At 60.1% G+C, this 15,463-nt stretch carries 12 protein-coding genes; 4 read left to right on the top strand and 8 right to left on the bottom strand.

All coding sequences use genetic code 11. The features are described 5' to 3' along the window. Nucleotides 1–42: 42 nt before the first annotated feature. The 8 genes from fabI to gloB all read right to left on the bottom strand — a co-directional run bounded on the left by fabI (nucleotide 43) and on the right by gloB (nucleotide 10,857). Nucleotides 43–837: an enoyl-ACP reductase FabI gene (gene fabI / locus ACM6I5_RS29575; protein ID WP_017338258.1), complete on the bottom strand. Its 795-nt coding sequence runs from the start codon at nucleotides 835–837 to the stop codon at nucleotides 43–45. Nucleotides 838–858: 21 nt separating this feature from the next. Then, nucleotides 859–2,469, bottom strand: coding sequence for an ABC transporter ATP-binding protein (locus ACM6I5_RS29570; RefSeq protein ID WP_414885211.1), 1,611 nt, complete (start codon nucleotides 2,467–2,469; stop codon nucleotides 859–861). 1 nt (nucleotide 2,470) lies between these two features. Beyond that, nucleotides 2,471–3,490 carry an ABC transporter permease gene (locus tag ACM6I5_RS29565; RefSeq protein WP_017338260.1) on the bottom strand — a complete coding sequence of 340 codons (1,020 nt, stop codon included), beginning with the start codon at nucleotides 3,488–3,490 and terminating at the stop codon, nucleotides 2,471–2,473. A gap of 1 nt (nucleotide 3,491) precedes the next feature. After that, nucleotides 3,492–4,565 (bottom strand): microcin C ABC transporter permease YejB, encoded by a 1,074-nt coding sequence (locus ACM6I5_RS29560; RefSeq protein WP_017338261.1) that lies wholly within the window; start codon nucleotides 4,563–4,565, stop codon nucleotides 3,492–3,494. A 3-nt stretch (nucleotides 4,566–4,568) separates the two neighbouring features. Further along, a complete protein-coding gene (locus tag ACM6I5_RS29555; RefSeq protein WP_414878263.1) occupies nucleotides 4,569–6,410 on the bottom strand; it encodes an extracellular solute-binding protein in 1,842 nt (613 codons plus the stop codon). After that, nucleotides 6,407–8,215 (bottom strand): extracellular solute-binding protein, encoded by a 1,809-nt coding sequence (locus ACM6I5_RS29550; protein WP_414885296.1) that lies wholly within the window; start codon nucleotides 8,213–8,215, stop codon nucleotides 6,407–6,409. Before ACM6I5_RS29550 ends, ACM6I5_RS29555 begins: the two co-directional genes overlap by 4 nt. A 332-nt stretch (nucleotides 8,216–8,547) precedes the next feature. After that, nucleotides 8,548–9,990: a transglycosylase SLT domain-containing protein gene (locus ACM6I5_RS29545; protein WP_017338264.1), complete on the bottom strand. Its 1,443-nt coding sequence runs from the start codon at nucleotides 9,988–9,990 to the stop codon at nucleotides 8,548–8,550. A gap of 99 nt (nucleotides 9,991–10,089) precedes the next feature. Further along, nucleotides 10,090–10,857: a hydroxyacylglutathione hydrolase gene (gene gloB / locus ACM6I5_RS29540; RefSeq protein WP_017338265.1), complete on the bottom strand. Its 768-nt coding sequence runs from the start codon at nucleotides 10,855–10,857 to the stop codon at nucleotides 10,090–10,092. A gap of 65 nt (nucleotides 10,858–10,922) precedes the next feature. Here gloB and ACM6I5_RS29535 point away from each other — a divergent pair, with 65 nt between their 5' ends. From ACM6I5_RS29535 to ACM6I5_RS29520, 4 genes are all read left to right on the top strand, one after another. Further along, the gene (locus ACM6I5_RS29535) at nucleotides 10,923–11,681 is read left to right on the top strand and encodes a methyltransferase domain-containing protein (protein ID WP_017338266.1); all 759 of its coding nucleotides are present in this window, start codon (nucleotides 10,923–10,925) and stop codon (nucleotides 11,679–11,681) included. A gap of 91 nt (nucleotides 11,682–11,772) precedes the next feature. Further along, a complete protein-coding gene (gene rnhA, locus ACM6I5_RS29530) occupies nucleotides 11,773–12,225 on the top strand; it encodes a ribonuclease HI (RefSeq protein WP_003180633.1) in 453 nt (150 codons plus the stop codon). A 71-nt stretch (nucleotides 12,226–12,296) separates the two neighbouring features. Continuing rightward, a complete protein-coding gene (gene dnaQ, locus ACM6I5_RS29525; protein WP_017338267.1) occupies nucleotides 12,297–13,061 on the top strand; it encodes a DNA polymerase III subunit epsilon in 765 nt (254 codons plus the stop codon). Nucleotides 13,062–13,199: 138 nt separating this feature from the next. Beyond that, nucleotides 13,200–15,455, top strand: coding sequence for an Orn/Lys/Arg decarboxylase N-terminal domain-containing protein (locus tag ACM6I5_RS29520; RefSeq protein WP_414885210.1), 2,256 nt, complete (start codon nucleotides 13,200–13,202; stop codon nucleotides 15,453–15,455). Nucleotides 15,456–15,463 lie beyond the last annotated feature (8 nt).

Below are 15,463 nucleotides of genomic sequence, written 5' to 3'. Positions count from 1 at the left end.
ACCCGTCTCGGGAGGCGGGTTTTTTAATGGCCGAACCGAAGATTACTCTTCGATGCTGCCCATGGCCGTGGTGTTGAAACCACCGTCCACGTACATGATTTCGCCGCTGATGCCGGACGCCAGGTCCGAGCAGAGGAAGGCGCCGGCGTTGCCGACTTCGTCGATGGTGACGTTGCGACGCAGCGGGGTTTGCGCTTCGTTGGCGGCCAGCATCTTGCGGAAGTTCTTGATGCCGGAAGCGGCGAGGGTGCGGATCGGGCCGGCCGATACGCAGTTGACGCGGGTGCCGTCCGGGCCCAGGGAGCCGGCCAGGTAACGCACGCCAGCTTCCAGCGAAGCCTTGGCCATGCCCATCACGTTGTAGTTCGGCATGGTGCGCTCGGCGCCCAGGTACGACAGGGTCAGCAGGCTGCCATTGCGGCCTTTCATCATTTCGCGACCCGCTTTGGCCAGGGCCACGAAGCTGTAGGCGCTGATGTCGTGAGCGATGCGGAAACCTTCACGGGTGGTGGCTTCGGTGAAGTCGCCGTCCAGTTGATCGCCCGGGGCGAAGCCGACGGAGTGCACGATGCAGTCCAGGCCGTCCCACTTCTTGCTCAGTGCTTCGAAGACCTTGGCGATTTCTTCATCGCTGGCCACGTCGCACGGGAAGCACAGGTCAGGGTTGGAACCCCAGCTTTGTGCGAACTCTTCGACACGACCCTTGAGTTTGTCGTTCTGATAAGTGAAGGCAAGCTCAGCGCCCTCGCGATGCATGGCGGCAGCGATGCCGGATGCGATGGACAGCTTGCTGGCGACACCGACGATCAGTACGCGCTTACCGGCGAGAAAACCCATGTGTTGCTCCTCTCTTTCAGGTTATTGCGCAGTGGCTGGTGCCAGGAAAGCGGCTTCCAACAACTGCTGTGTATACGGATGTTGGGGGGCGGCAAAGATACTTTGCGCGTCTCCCTGTTCGACCACTTGGCCATGCTTGACCACCATCAGCTGGTGGCTCAGCGCTTTGACGACAGCCAGGTCATGGCTGATAAACAGATACGTCAGGTTGTACTTGGTTTGCAGTGAACGCAAAAGCTCCACCACTTGGCGCTGCACTGTCCGGTCGAGGGCCGATGTAGGCTCGTCCAGCAATATCAGCGCCGGTTTTAGCACTAATGCCCGGGCAATGGCGATTCTCTGCCGCTGCCCGCCGGAAAATTCGTGGGGGTAGCGGTGCCGGGTTTCCGGATCCAGACCTACCTCCTTGAGTGCCGCAATGATCGCTTGTTCCTGTTCCGCCTCGGTGCCCATCTTGTGAATCCGCAGGCCTTCGCCGACGATCTGGCTCACGCACATCCGCGGGCTCAGGCTGCCGAACGGGTCCTGGAACACCACCTGCATCTCCCGCCGCAGCGGTCGAACCTGTTGCTGCGTCAGGCAGTCTAGCTGCTTGCCTTCAAACCGGATCGCACCTTTGCTGCCGATCAGCCGCAAAATCGCCAACCCGAGGGTCGACTTGCCCGAACCACTTTCTCCCACAATCCCCAGGGTCTGGCCCTGAGGCAGGCTGAAATTGATCCCGTCCACCGCTTTGATGTGGTCGACGGTTTTTTTCAGCAAGCCTTTCTTGATCGGGAACCAGACTTTCAGGTCCTCGACCTGCAGCAAGGGCGGCCCGATGACATTGGTCGCCGGCGTCCCGCTGGGCTCCGCTGCCAGCAGTTCCCGAGTGTACGGATGCTGCGGCGCGCGGAACAACTCTTCGCACGATGCCTGTTCGACGATGCAACCGCGCTGCATGACACATACGCGATGCGCAATTCTTCGTACAAGGTTCAAATCGTGACTGATCAGTAGCAACGCCATGCCCAGGCGGGCCTGCAATTCCTTGAGCAATTCGAGGATTTTCAGCTGAACGGTCACGTCCAGCGCGGTGGTCGGTTCATCCGCGATCAGCAGTTCCGGCTCGTTGGCCAGGGCCATGGCGATCATTACCCGCTGACGCTGGCCACCGGACAATTCGTGGGGCAGGGCTTTCAGGCGCTTCTCGGGTTGCGGAATGCCGACCATCTCCAGCAACTCCAGCGTGCGTTTGGTCGCGACTTTGCCGATCAGACCCTTGTGGATGCCCAGGACTTCGTTGATCTGCTTTTCGATCGAGTGCAATGGATTGAGCGAAGTCATCGGCTCCTGAAAGATCATCGCAATCCGGTTGCCACGGATATGGCGGATGGTTTTCTCTTTCAGGCTCAGCAGGTCTTGCCCCGAATACTCGATGGTGCCGGACGGATGCCGGGCGAGCGGGTAGGGCAGCAAGCGCAGGATCGAGTGCGCGGTCACCGATTTGCCGGAACCGCTTTCACCCACCAGCGCCAGGGTTTCACCGCGCTTGATGTCGAAACTGACGCCTTCGACCACACGCTGACAGCGATCGCCGACGACGAATTCGACGGACAGGTCGCGCACTTCGATCAGATTGTCCTGATTCATTTCACTTCCTCGGGTCGAAGGCATCGCGAGCGGACTCGCCGATGAACACCAGCAGACTCAACATCAACGCCAGCACCGCAAACGCGCTCATGCCGAGCCACGGCGCTTGCAGGTTGGATTTGCCCTGTGCCACCAGCTCACCCAGGGACGGCGCGCCCGGCGGCAAGCCGAAGCCCAAAAAGTCGAGGGCAGTCAGGGTACCAATGGCGCCGGTGAGGATGAACGGCATGAAGGTCATGGTCGAAACCATCGCGTTAGGCAAGATGTGGCGGAACATGATCGCACCATTCTGCATGCCCAGCGCCCGGGCGGCGCGCACGTACTCAAGGTTACGCCCGCGCAGGAACTCGGCACGCACCACGTCCACCAGGCTCATCCACGAGAACAGCAGCATGATCCCCAGTAGCCACCAGAAATTTGGCTGGACGAAACTGGCGAGAATGATCAGCAGATACAGCACCGGCAACCCGGACCAGATCTCCAGGAAACGTTGCCCGGCCAAATCCACCCAGCCGCCATAGAAACCCTGCAAGGCACCTGCGATCACGCCGATGATCGAGCTGAGAATGGTCAGCGTCAGGGCAAACAGCACCGAAATCCGGAACCCGTAAATCACTCGCGCCAACACATCGCGCCCCTGGTCGTCCGTGCCCAGCAGGTTGTCGGCCGACGGCGGCGCCGGAGCCGGGACTTTCAGGTCGTAATTGATGCTTTGGTAACTATAGGGAATCGGTGCCCACAGGACCCAGGCGTCCTTGGCCTTGAGCAATTCGCGGATGTAGGGGCTTTTGTAGTTGGCTTCCAGTGGGAACTCGCCGCCAAACGCGGTTTCCGGGTAACGCTTGATCGCCGGGAAATACCAGCTGTTGTCGTAATGCACCACCAGCGGTTTGTCGTTGGCGATCAGCTCGGCACCGAGGCTCAGGCCGAACAGCACGAGAAACAGCCACAGCGACCACCAGCCACGCTTGTTGGCCTTGAACAGTTCGAAACGCCGACGATTGAGAGGGGACAGGTTCATCTCAATGCTCCCGGCTTTCGAAATCGATGCGCGGATCGACAAAGGTGTAGGTCAGGTCACCGATCAGCTTCACCACCAGCCCGAGCAGCGTGAAGATGAACAGCGTGCCGAAGACCACCGGGTAATCGCGGTTGATCGCGGCTTCGAAACTCATCAGCCCCAGCCCGTCGAGGGAGAAAATCACCTCGACCAGCAAGGAGCCGGTGAAGAAGATCCCGATGAAGGCCGACGGGAAACCGGCGATCACCAGCAGCATGGCGTTACGGAAAACATGGCCGTAGAGCACGCGGTGATTGGTCAGGCCCTTGGCTTTTGCCGTCACCACATACTGCTTGTTGATTTCGTCGAGGAAGCTGTTTTTGGTCAACAGGGTCATGGTCGCGAAGTTGCCGATCACCAGCGCGGTGACCGGCAACGCCAGGTGCCAGAAGTAATCGAGCACCTTGCCGCCCATGCTCAGTTCATCGAAGTTGTTCGAGGTCAGTCCCCGTAACGGGAACCAGTCGAAATAGCTGCCGCCGGCGAACACAACGATCAACAGGATGGCAAACAGGAACGCCGGGATCGCGTAGCCGACGATGATCGCCGAACTGGTCCAGACATCGAAGTGGCTGCCATGTCGCGTCGCCTTGGCGATCCCCAGCGGGATCGACACCAGGTACATGATCAGCGTGCTCCATAGCCCGAGGGAAATCGATACGGGCATTTTTTCCTTGATCAGGTCGATGACCTTGGCGTCGCGGAAAAAACTGTCGCCGAAATCCAGGGTGGCGTAGTTCTTGACCATGATCCACAAACGTTCCGGCGCCGATTTGTCGAAGCCGTACATGTGCTCGATTTCTTTCACCAGTGCGGGGTCCAGGCCTTGCGCGCCACGATAGGCCGAGCCGGCCACCGACACTTCGGCACCGCCGCCGGCAATGCGGCTGGTGGCGCCTTCGAAGCCTTCGAGCTTGGCGATCATCTGTTCCACCGGCCCACCGGGAGCGGCCTGGATGATCACGAAGTTGATCAGCAGGATGCCGAACAAGGTCGGGATGATCAGCAGCAGTCGCCGAAAAATATACGCCAGCATCTATTACTCCGTGCCCGCAGGGTCGGCTTGCAGTTTGGTTTCGACTTCTATCGCCGGTGCCACGTTGGGCTTGATCCACCAGGTGGCCGTGCCGATGTCATACTTGGGTGAGATTTTCGGATGACCGATGTGGTTCCAGTAAGCTACACGCCAGGTCTTGATGTGCCAGTTGGGGATCACGTAATAGCCCCATTGCAGCACGCGGTCCAGTGCGCGGGCGTGGGCCACCAGGCTTTTGCGCGAATCGGCGTTGATCAGTTGCTCCACCAGTTGGTCCACCACTGGGTCTTTCAAACCCATGGAGTTACGGCTGCCGGGTTTGTCGGCGGCGGCAGACATCCAGAATTCACGCTGTTCGTTACCCGGCGAATTGGACTGCGGGAAGCTGCCGACGATCATGTCGAAGTCCCGTGAGCGCACGCGGTTGATGTACTGCGAGACGTCGACCCGGCGGATCACCAGGTCGATACCCAGATCGCTGAGGTTGCGCTTGAACGGCAGCAGCACTCGCTCGAACTCGGTCTGCGCCAGCAGGAATTCGATGGTCACCGGCTTGCCATTGGCGTCGACCATTTTGTCGTCGACGATCCGCCAGCCTGCTTCTTGCAGCAACTGGTAAGCCTTGCGTTGCTGTGTGCGGATCATGCCGCTGGCATCGGTCACCGGGTTCTGGAACGCCTCGGTGAACACTTGCTCGGGGATCTTGCCGCGGAACGGGTCGAGAATGGCCAACTGATCGGCATCCGGTAAGCCCGTGGCTGCCATTTCCGAGTTTTCGAAGTAACTGCGGGTGCGCACATAGGCACCGTTGAACAGCTGCTTGTTGGTCCATTCGAAGTCCAGCAGCAACGTCAGCGCCTGGCGCACGCGCACGTCCTGGAACACCGGGCGGCGAAGGTTGAACACAAAACCCTGCATGCCGGTCGGGTTGCCGTTGGGGATCTGTTCCTTGTTCAGTCGACCTTCGGCGACCGCCGGGATGTTGTAGGCGTTGGCCCAGTTCTTTGCGCTCATTTCCAGCCAGAAATCGAACTGACCGGCCTTGAGTGCTTCCAGGGCCACGGTGTTGTCGCGGTAGTAATCGGTGGTCATCACGTCGAAGTTGTAGAAACCACGGTTGGCCGGCAGGTCCTTGCCCCAGTAATCCTTGACCCGCTCGTAGCGAATCGAACGCCCGGCCTTCACTTCGCTGACCTTGTACGGACCGCTGCCCAATGGCATTTCCAGGTTGCCCTTGTTGAAATCCCGGGTCGCCCACCAGTGTTTCGGCAATACCGGCAACTGGCCGAGGATCAGCGGCAGTTCGCGGTTGTTGTTGTGCTTGAACTTGAACAGGACGGTGAGCGGGTCTTCGGCGACGGCTTCTTCGACATCGCTGTAGTAACCGCGGTACAGCGGCGCGCCATCCTTGATCAGGGTCTGGAAGCTGAACACCACATCGTCGGCACGGATCGGATGACCATCGTGGAAGCGCGCTTCGGGGCGCAGGTAAAAACGCACCCAGCTGTTGTCCGGGGCCTTTTCGATCTTGCCGGCGACCAGTCCGTATTCGGTGAATGGCTCGTCCAGGCCTTGTTTGGCGAGGGTGTCGTAGATGAGGCTGATATCGTCGGCCGGCACGCCTTTGCTGATAAACGGGTTAAGGCTGTCGAAGCCACCGAATCCGGCCTGACGGAAAATTCCGCCCTTGGGCGCATCCGGGTTCACGTAGTCGAAATGTTTGAAGTCGGCCGGGTATTTTGGCGGCTCGTTGTACAGGGTCAGGGCGTGTTGCGGGGCGGCACAGGCCAGCCCGGCGAACAACAGGCCGCTGGCCTGCAAGAGCAGGGCACGTATGGGTTTCATCGATCTTTCTCCGAAGACTTCAGCCACCACGCGCTCAGGCCCAGGGTGTAGGGCGGCGTGGTGACAAAGGCGAACCGGTTGCGGTAGGCCAGGCGGTGATAATTGAGGTACCAGTTGGGAATGATGTAGTGCTGCCACAACAGCACGCGGTCCAGGGCTTTGCCGGCGGCAACCTGTTCATCGCGGGTCTGGGCGGCGAGCAATTGTTCAAGTAAATGATCGACCACCGGATTGGCGATGCCCGCGTAGTTTTTGCTGCCCTTGACCCCGACCTGGCTGGAATGGAAATACTGCCATTGCTCAAGTCCAGGGCTGAGGGTCTGGTTGAGGGTCATCAGGATCATGTCGAAATCGAACTGATCGAGGCGCTGCTTGTACTGGGCGCGGTCCACCGTGCGCAGACGGGCGTCGATGCCGATGCTGGCGAGGTTCTCGACATAAGGCTGGAGGATGCGTTCCAGGTTCGGGTTGACCAGCAGGATTTCCAGGCGCAGTGGTTGTTTGGCCGCGTTCTGCAGGTGTTGGCCGTCCAGCTTCCAGCCAGCTTCGGCGAGCAGGCTCAGGGCCTTGCGCATGGTTTCCCGTGGAATGCCGCGCCCTTGGGTCTGCGGCAGGCTGAACGGCTCGGTGAGCAGCTTGGCGGGCAATTGCTCGCGGAACGGCTTGAGCATCAACCATTCATGACCGACCGGAAGACCGGTGGCCGAGAACTCGCTGTTGGGGTAATAACTCATGGCGCGCTTGTAGGCCCCGCTGAACAGCGTGCGGTTGGTCCACTCGAAGTCGAACATCAGCCCCAGCGCTTCACGGACCCTGGCGTCGGAAAACGCCGGTCGCCGGCTGTTCATGAACAGGCCCTGGCTCTGGGTCGGGATCTGATGGGGGATCTGCGCCTTGATGACATCGCCCCGTCGCACGGACGGGAAGTTGTAACCGTTTTCCCAGTTCTTCGCCTGATGCTCGATATAGATATCGAACTCGCCGGCCTTGAAGGCTTCGAACGCGACGTCGCTGTCGCGGTAGAACTCGACTTCCATGCGGTCGACGTTGTACTTGCCGCGATTGACCGGCAGGTCTTTGCCCCAGTAATCCTTGACCCGTTCAAACACAATCTGGCGTCCGGGCGTGACCGAGGTGATGCGATAAGGACCGCTGCCCAGCGGCGGCTCGAAGGTGGTGGCCTTGAAGTCGCGACCTTTCCAGTAATGCTGCGGCAGCACCGGCAACTCGCCCAGGCGCAGGATCAACAGCGGATTCCCTGCACGCTTGAAAACAAAACGAATGCGCTGCGGGTTGAGCACGTCGACCCGCAACACTTCCTGAAGATTGGTGCGGTATTGCGGATGGCCTTCTTTGAGCAGCAGCCGATAGGAGAACGCGACGTCGTACGCGGTGATCGGCGTGCCATCGTGAAACCGTGCTTCGGGGCGCAGGTTGAACACCACCCAACTGCGGTCTTCGCTGTATTCCACCGATTGGGCGATCAGGCCATAACTGGACGTCGGCTCGTCGCCGGACGGTGCGTATTGGCCAGTGCCGACCATCAGCGGTTCATTCAGCTCGTTGATGCCGTATTGCAGGAAATTTGCAGTGGAGACCGGGCTCGTGCCCTTGAATGTGTAGGGGTTGAGCGTATCGAAGGTGCCAAACGCCATCACCCGCAACGTACCGCCCTTGGGCGCTTGCGGGTTGACCCAGTCGAAGTGGGTAAATCTGGCCGGGTACTTGAGCGTGCCGAACTGCGCATAACCATGGCTTTCGCTGATCGTCGCGCTTGCGGAAGAGCTCAAGGCCAGGCTGATCAGGAGAAGGAGGAGGGGACGCTTCAAGTCAGAGATCCGATCCAGGCGGCTTGGGCTTTGTGGGCCGTACAGTAACAGCTTGTATGGACAGGAAAAAGACGGGGATTTAATGGGTGGTTAATTGTGAGGTGAAGGTCTGACCGATCGCAGAACCTGTGGCGAGGGAGCTTGCTCCCGTTGGGTTGCGAAGCAACCCCAAAAACTGGAGCCCGGTGATTTCTGGCACTCCGCGTATTTCGGTTTACGACTGCTTCGCAGCCGAGCGGGAGCAAGCTCCCTCGCCACAAAGTCCCGCAAGTGGCTACAAAAAAGCCCCTGAAGTCAGGGGCTCTTTTTTAGTGTGGCGAAGCAACTGTCAGCATCTGCCCCGGCTTCAGCGCTTGGCCGACACGCGGATTCCAGCGCTTGAGGTGTTGCATTTCAACGTTGAAACGCTTGGCCACCATGTAGAGCGAATCACCCTGCTGGACCTTGTATTGGGTTTGCGGCTTCTTGGTCTTCGTCTTGGCATTGGCGGCCACGACGGTGTTGATGCGCCCGTTGCTGCGCTTGGTTTTGTCCTGCATCACCAGCGTCTGGCCGACCTTGAGGTCCTTGCCGGTCAGCTTGTTCCAGCGTTGCAGGTCCTTGACCTCGACCTTGTTGGCCTTGGCGATGGTGCCAAGGTTGTCGCCCCGTTTAACCCGGTAGGCGCGTTTGAGGCTGGCGAGCTGGGTGTCGTCTGCGCCTTCAAATACCGGCTTGAGCGGCGTCTTGCTGATCAATTCTTCGGGACGCATGGTCGACAGGCTGGCGGTCAGCAGCTGCGCCTTGGACGTCGGCACCAGCAAATGCTGAGGACCGTCGATAGTGGTGCGTTGCTTGAAGGCCGGGTTGAGCTGGAACAGTTCGTCTTCATCGATATTGGCCACCGCGGCGACCTTGGACAGGTCCATGCGCTGGTTGATTTCGACGACCTGGAAGTACGGTTCATTGGCGATCGGGTTCAGGTTCACGCCGTAGGCTTCCGGGGCCAGCACCACTTGCGACAAGGCCAGCAGCTTCGGCACATAGGCCTGGGTTTCGGCCGGCAGCGGCAGGTTCCAGTAATCGGTCGGCAGGCCGAGCTTTTCGTTACGCTCGATGGCCCGGCTGACCGTGCCTTCACCGGCGTTGTAGGCTGCCAGGGCCAGCAGCCAGTCGCCGTTGAACATGTCGTGCAGGCGGGTCAGGTAATCCATGGCGGCGGTGGTCGAAGCGGTGATGTCGCGACGGCCATCATAGAAACGGGTTTGACGCAGGTTGAAATAACGTCCGGTGGAAGGAATGAATTGCCACAAGCCAACTGCATTGGCCCGGGAATAGGCCATCGGGTTGTAGGCGCTTTCAATCACTGGCAGCAGCGCCAGTTCCAGCGGCATGTTGCGTTCTTCAAGCCGTTCGACGATGTAGTGAATGTAGAGGCTGCCGCGTTCGCCGGCGTTTTCGAGGAAAGACGGGTTGCTGGCGAACCACAGGCGCTGTTGCTCGATGCGCGGGTTGACGCCCAGGCCTTCCTGCAACTGGAAGCCCTGGCGCATGCGCTCCCAGACGTCCTGTGGGATTTGCGGGGTCGGCTTTTCGCTGAGCCAGATGGGCTTCTGTTTGGCTCGAGCGGCGATATTCGGGGTGTGGGTCGCGTCGGTCTGTGGCACATGGCTGGAACAGCCCGCCAATGTGGCGGACACAGCCACCGCTATGGCTTGAGCCAAGCGGGTCAATGCGTCTGAATTGATGGCTTTACGAATAGATGACGACATTGGCTGGAAGTAAGTTCCGGGCAAAAATGTCGGGGGATTCTAGAAAGCGCACCCCCTGCGGTCAACCATTCAGATTTTTGCTACCAACGGCAACGCTGTTTAGAACGTATCTTTCCAAGCGCGCAGAGCCGCAAAAACCGCACTGGGAGCCCGGTTATGAGCGCCGTTCCGTTCGTCCACTTTTTCTTTAACGGATGTTTCGCCAGTGCGCAAAAACGGGTTTGTCAGCTTTTCAAGGCCCAGCGTAGAGGGCAGTGTGATGATTCCGGCTTCCCGTTGTGCGGTGACGTTGGCCAGGCGTTCGGCGGTGTGCGGGTTGCCAGGCTCGACCGCTGCGGCAAAGCGCAGATTGCTCAAGGTGTATTCATGGGTGCAATAGACCCGCGTATCCTCTGGGAACGAAGCGAGGCGCGTCAGCGACGCATGCATCTGCTCGGGCGTGCCTTCGAACAGGCGCCCGCAACCGGCGGCGAACAGGGTGTCACCGCAAAACAGCGTTCCCTCATGGTAGAAGGCGATGTGCCCCAGGGTATGACCGGGAACGGTGATCACATCGAAGTCCCAACCCAGCACGTTGATACGATCGTTGTCCTTGAGCGCGACGTCCCGCGCCGGGATGGTTTCGCTGGCCGGGCCGTAGACCTTCGCGTCTGTCGCTTTTTTCAGCTGCTCGACGCCGCCGACATGGTCGTGATGATGGTGAGTGATCAGAATGTCACTCAGCACCCAGCCCGGATTGGCCGCAAGCCAGTCCAGCACGGGCGCGGCATCGCCCGGATCGACCACGGCGCAGCGCCGGGTGTCGGTATCTTGTAACAACCAGATGTAGTTATCGGTGAAGGCGGGCAGGGCTGTGATCTGTATCATCGTCGGATTCGCCAAGCGGAAAACAATGGCGCATCTTAGAACTTCCTGGCGCGTTGGAGAATGCAATGACCGATAAAGCGTTCGCTCAGGCTGATCCTGACTGGCTGGCCTTGATCAGCGCGGCCCGTGAATGGCTGTCCGGCCCCCTCGGACAATTTCTGCTGGACGAAGAACGCCGCATGCTTGAAGACGAGCTGGGGCGCTTCTTTGGTGGCTATCTGGTGCATTATGGTCCTTCGGCCGAAACACCGCCGTCCGCCCCGCAGGTCCAGCGCAATGTGCGGCTGGGCGCGCCGTTGCCGGGTGTTGAAATCGTCTGTGAAGAACAAGCCTGGCCGTTGAGCGAGCATGCCGCCGATGTGGTGGTGCTGCAGCATGGCCTGGATTTTTGCCTCTCACCCCACGGTTTGCTGCGTGAAGCGGCGAGCAGCGTTCGCCCTGGCGGGCATTTGCTGATTGTCGGGATCAACCCCTGGAGCACGTGGGGGTTGCGTCACGTGTTCGCCCATGACGCCTTGCGCAAGGCCCGTTGCATTTCACCGTCACGGGTCGGCGACTGGTTGAACCTGCTGGGCTTCGCGCTGGAGAAACGCCGCTTCGGGTGCTATCGTCCGCCGCTGGCGTCCCCCGCCTGGCAAGCCCGTCTGGCCGGCTGGGAGCGCAAGGCCGGTGATTGGCAATTGTCTGGCGGCGGCTTCTATTTATTGGTGGCGCGCAAGATTGTGGTGGGCCTGCGGCCGCTTCGTCAGGAACGTCGCGAACCGATGGGCAAGCTGATCCCCCTGCCGATGGCCAAGGTCAACCGACGCAATATCGAACCGTAACCCCTGTTTTTATTCCCGGCCGGGTTTGCCCCGGCCTCGGGCATCGTCGATCGCTGATCGGCGAGCCACCGCATTTTCTGGATAGATTGGCATGAGCGATAGCGTAGAACTCTTCACCGACGGCGCCTGCAAAGGCAACCCTGGCCCTGGCGGCTGGGGCGCATTGCTGGTGTGCAAGGGCGTTGAAAAAGAACTCTGGGGCGGCGAAGCCAATACCACCAACAACCGCATGGAACTGATGGGCGCGATCCGCGGGCTGGAGGAACTCAAGCGTTCCTGTGATGTGCTGCTGGTGACCGACTCCCAGTACGTAATGAAAGGCATCAACGAGTGGATGGCCAACTGGAAGAAACGCGGCTGGAAAACGGCGGCGAAAGAACCGGTGAAAAACGCTGACCTGTGGAAGCTGCTGGATGAGCAGGTCAACCGTCACAACGTCACCTGGAAATGGGTGCGCGGGCACATCGGGCATCACGGCAACGAACGGGCCGACCAACTCGCCAATCGTGGCGTGGATGAAGTGCGTGGGTACAAGCAGGCTTGATTCGAGCTCAACCGGCGAGCGTGTTAACATCGCCGCTTTTGCACGATTGACCCGTTGAGAGCTGAGCACTGATGGCCACCAGATCCGTTGTACTCGATACCGAAACCACCGGCATGCCGGTGACCGACGGCCACCGGATTATCGAAATCGGTTGTGTCGAGTTGATCGGTCGGCGCCTGACGGGCCGGCATTTCCACGTTTACCTGCAACCGGACCGCGAAAGTGACGAAGGCGCCATTGGCGTCCACGGCATTACCAACGAATTCCTGGTGGGCAAGCCACGCTTCACTGAAGTGGCCGATGAGTTTTTCGAATTCATCAAGGGTGCGCAGCTGATCATCCATAACGCCGCGTTCGACGTTGGTTTCATCAACAACGAATTCGCCCTCATGGGTCAGCACGATCGTGCTGACATCACGCAACACTGTTCGATCCTCGACACCCTGATGATGGCCCGGGAACGTCACCCGGGGCAGCGCAACAGCCTCGACGCCTTGTGCAAACGTTATGGCGTCGACAACTCCGGCCGTGAACTTCACGGCGCCTTGCTCGACTCCGAGATTCTCGCCGACGTCTACCTGACCATGACCGGCGGCCAGACCAGCCTGTCGCTGGCCGGCAACGCGTCCGATGGCAATGGTTCCGGCGAAGGCGCGGACAACTCCGCCACCGAAATCCGCCGCTTGCCGGCTGACCGTCAGCGGACCCGGATCATTCGCGCCAGCGAAGATGACCTGGCCCGGCACGTGGCGCGGATGGAAGCCATTGCCAAATCTGCCGGCGCTCCGGCGCTGTGGGTGCAACTGGCTGAGGCTGAAGCTGAAGCTCAGGCGTAGGCCCTTCCAATAGATCTTGATAAAGCCTGCCGCCCACGATGACCCATTTCGGGGCATTGCACTCGCCACATCCGCCTCGACCCTCTACCCTGAGGGTATTGGCAGGCCAGGGCCTGCCGCCTCAGGACACTGAGCCCCATGTACAAAGATCTGAAATTCCCGGTCCTGATCGTCCATCGCGACATCAAGGCCGACACCGTCGCCGGTGATCGCGTGCGTGGCATCGCCCGGGAGCTGGAGCAGGAAGGCTTCAGCATTGTCTCGGCGGTGGATTACGCCGAGGGGCGGCTGGTCGCGTCGACCCATCACGGTCTCTCGTGCATGTTGATTGCCGCTGAAGATCCCAGCGCCAACTCTCATCTGCTACAGAACATGGCCGAACTGATCAGCCTGGCGCGGGTGCGTGCGCCGGACTTGCCGATCTTCGCGCTGGGCGAGCAAGTGACGCTGGAAAACGCCCCGGCCGATGCGATGGACGAGCTCAATCAATTGCGCGGCATTCTTTATCTGTTCGAAGACACCGTGCCGTTTCTGGCGCGGCAGGTCGCGCGAGCCGCACGTAAATACCTGGACGGCCTGTTGCCACCATTCTTCAAGGCGTTGGTGCAACATACCGCCGACTCCAATTATTCCTGGCATACGCCCGGCCATGGTGGTGGCGTGGCGTATCACAAGAGCCCGGTGGGGCAGGCGTTCCACCAGTTTTTCGGGGAAAACACCCTGCGTTCTGATTTGTCGGTGTCGGTGCCCGAACTGGGTTCGCTGCTCGATCACACCGGCCCGCTCGCCGAGGCGGAAGCACGAGCGGCGCGCAACTTCGGCGCCGATCACACTTTTTTCGTGATCAATGGCACCTCGACCGCCAACAAGATCGTCTGGCATTCCATGGTTGCCCGCGATGACCTGGTGCTGGTGGACCGCAATTGCCACAAGTCGGTGCTGCACTCGATCATCATGACCGGCGCGATTCCGCTGTACCTGTGCCCGGAGCGCAACGAGCTGGGGATCATCGGCCCGATTCCGCTGAGCGAATTCAGCCGCGAGTCGATCCAGGCCAAGATCGACGCCAGCCCGCTGACCAAGGGCCGCGCACCCAAGGTCAAACTGGCGGTGGTGACCAATTCCACCTACGACGGCCTGTGTTACAACGCCGAACTGATCAAGCAAAGCCTGGGCAACAGCGTCGAAGTGCTGCATTTTGATGAGGCCTGGTATGCCTACGCGGCGTTTCACGAGTTCTTCGCCGGGCGTTACGGCATGGGCACTTCCCGCAGCGAAGACAGCCCGCTGGTGTTCACCACCCATTCCACGCACAAACTGTTGGCGGCGTTCAGTCAGGCCTCGATGATTCATGTTCAGGATGGCGGCGCCCGGCAACTGGACCGCGACCGCTTCAACGAAGCGTTCATGATGCACATCTCCACGTCGCCGCAGTACAGCATCATTGCTTCGCTGGACGTGGCATCGGCCATGATGGAAGGCCCGGCCGGTCGTTCCCTGTTACAGGAAATGTTCGACGAAGCCTTGAGTTTTCGCCGGGCACTGGCGAACCTGCGGCAACACATTGCTGCCGATGACTGGTGGTTTTCCATTTGGCAGCCGCCGTCCGTGGAAGGCATCGAACGTGTGGTCACTGAAGACTGGCTGCTGCAACCAGATGCCGACTGGCACGGATTTGGCGGCGTGACCGACGACTATGTGCTGCTCGATCCGATCAAAGTCACGCTGGTGATGCCGGGCCTGACGGCGGGCGGCGCGTTAAGCGAGCGGGGGATTCCGGCGGCGGTGGTCAGCAAGTTTCTCTGGGAGCGCGGGCTGGTCGTCGAGAAGACCGGTTTGTATTCGTTCCTGGTGCTGTTTTCCATGGGTATCACCAAGGGCAAATGGAGCACGCTGTTGACCGAGTTGCTGGAGTTCAAGCGCAGCTATGACGGCAACGTCAGCCTTTCGACCTGCCTGCCGTGCGTGGCGCAGCAGGACGGTGCGCGCTATAAGGGCATGGGATTGCGCGATCTATGCGATCAATTGCACGCCTGCTACCGCAGCAATGCCACCGCCAAACATCTCAAGCGCATGTACACGGTGCTACCGGAAATCGCCCTGAAACCGGCCGACGCCTATGATCAACTGGTGCGAGGCGAGGTGGAGGCCGTGTCGATCGATGCGCTGGACGGCCGCATCGCCGCCGTCATGCTGGTGCCGTACCCGCCGGGGATCCCGTTGATCATGCCCGGTGAACGTTTCACCGAATCAACCCGCTCGATCATCGATTACCTGGCGTTTGCCCGCACGTTCGACAGTAGTTTCCCGGGGTTTGTCGCCGATGTGCACGGCTTGCAACACGAAGACGAGGGCAATGGGCGGCATTACACCGTCGATTGCATCAAGGAGTGAGGACCTTT

It is taken from the genome of Pseudomonas sp. IT-P171 (genome assembly GCF_949767765.1).
Taxonomy (GTDB): domain Bacteria; phylum Pseudomonadota; class Gammaproteobacteria; order Pseudomonadales; family Pseudomonadaceae; genus Aquipseudomonas; species Aquipseudomonas fluorescens_B.
The sequence above is the reverse complement of the archived record's forward strand: the minus strand, read 5'-3'. Positions and strand labels throughout refer to the sequence as shown.

Excerpts from the sequence above, each read along its gene's own strand:
- fabI (WP_017338258.1), bottom strand. The coding sequence starts at position 837 with ATGGGTTTTCTCGCCGGTAAGCGCGTACTGATCGTCGGTGTCGCCAGC.
- ACM6I5_RS29570 (WP_414885211.1), bottom strand. The coding sequence starts at position 2,469 with ATGAATCAGGACAATCTGATCGAAGTGCGCGACCTGTCCGTCGAATTC.
- ACM6I5_RS29565 (WP_017338260.1), bottom strand. The coding sequence starts at position 3,490 with ATGAACCTGTCCCCTCTCAATCGTCGGCGTTTCGAACTGTTCAAGGCC.
- ACM6I5_RS29560 (WP_017338261.1), bottom strand. The coding sequence starts at position 4,565 with ATGCTGGCGTATATTTTTCGGCGACTGCTGCTGATCATCCCGACCTTG.
- ACM6I5_RS29555 (WP_414878263.1), bottom strand. The coding sequence starts at position 6,410 with ATGAAACCCATACGTGCCCTGCTCTTGCAGGCCAGCGGCCTGTTGTTC.
- ACM6I5_RS29545 (WP_017338264.1), bottom strand. The coding sequence starts at position 9,990 with ATGTCGTCATCTATTCGTAAAGCCATCAATTCAGACGCATTGACCCGC.
- gloB (WP_017338265.1), bottom strand. The coding sequence starts at position 10,857 with ATGATACAGATCACAGCCCTGCCCGCCTTCACCGATAACTACATCTGG.
- ACM6I5_RS29535 (WP_017338266.1), top strand. The coding sequence starts at position 10,923 with ATGACCGATAAAGCGTTCGCTCAGGCTGATCCTGACTGGCTGGCCTTG.
- rnhA (WP_003180633.1), top strand. The coding sequence starts at position 11,773 with ATGAGCGATAGCGTAGAACTCTTCACCGACGGCGCCTGCAAAGGCAAC.
- dnaQ (WP_017338267.1), top strand. The coding sequence starts at position 12,297 with ATGGCCACCAGATCCGTTGTACTCGATACCGAAACCACCGGCATGCCG.
- ACM6I5_RS29520 (WP_414885210.1), top strand. The coding sequence starts at position 13,200 with ATGTACAAAGATCTGAAATTCCCGGTCCTGATCGTCCATCGCGACATC.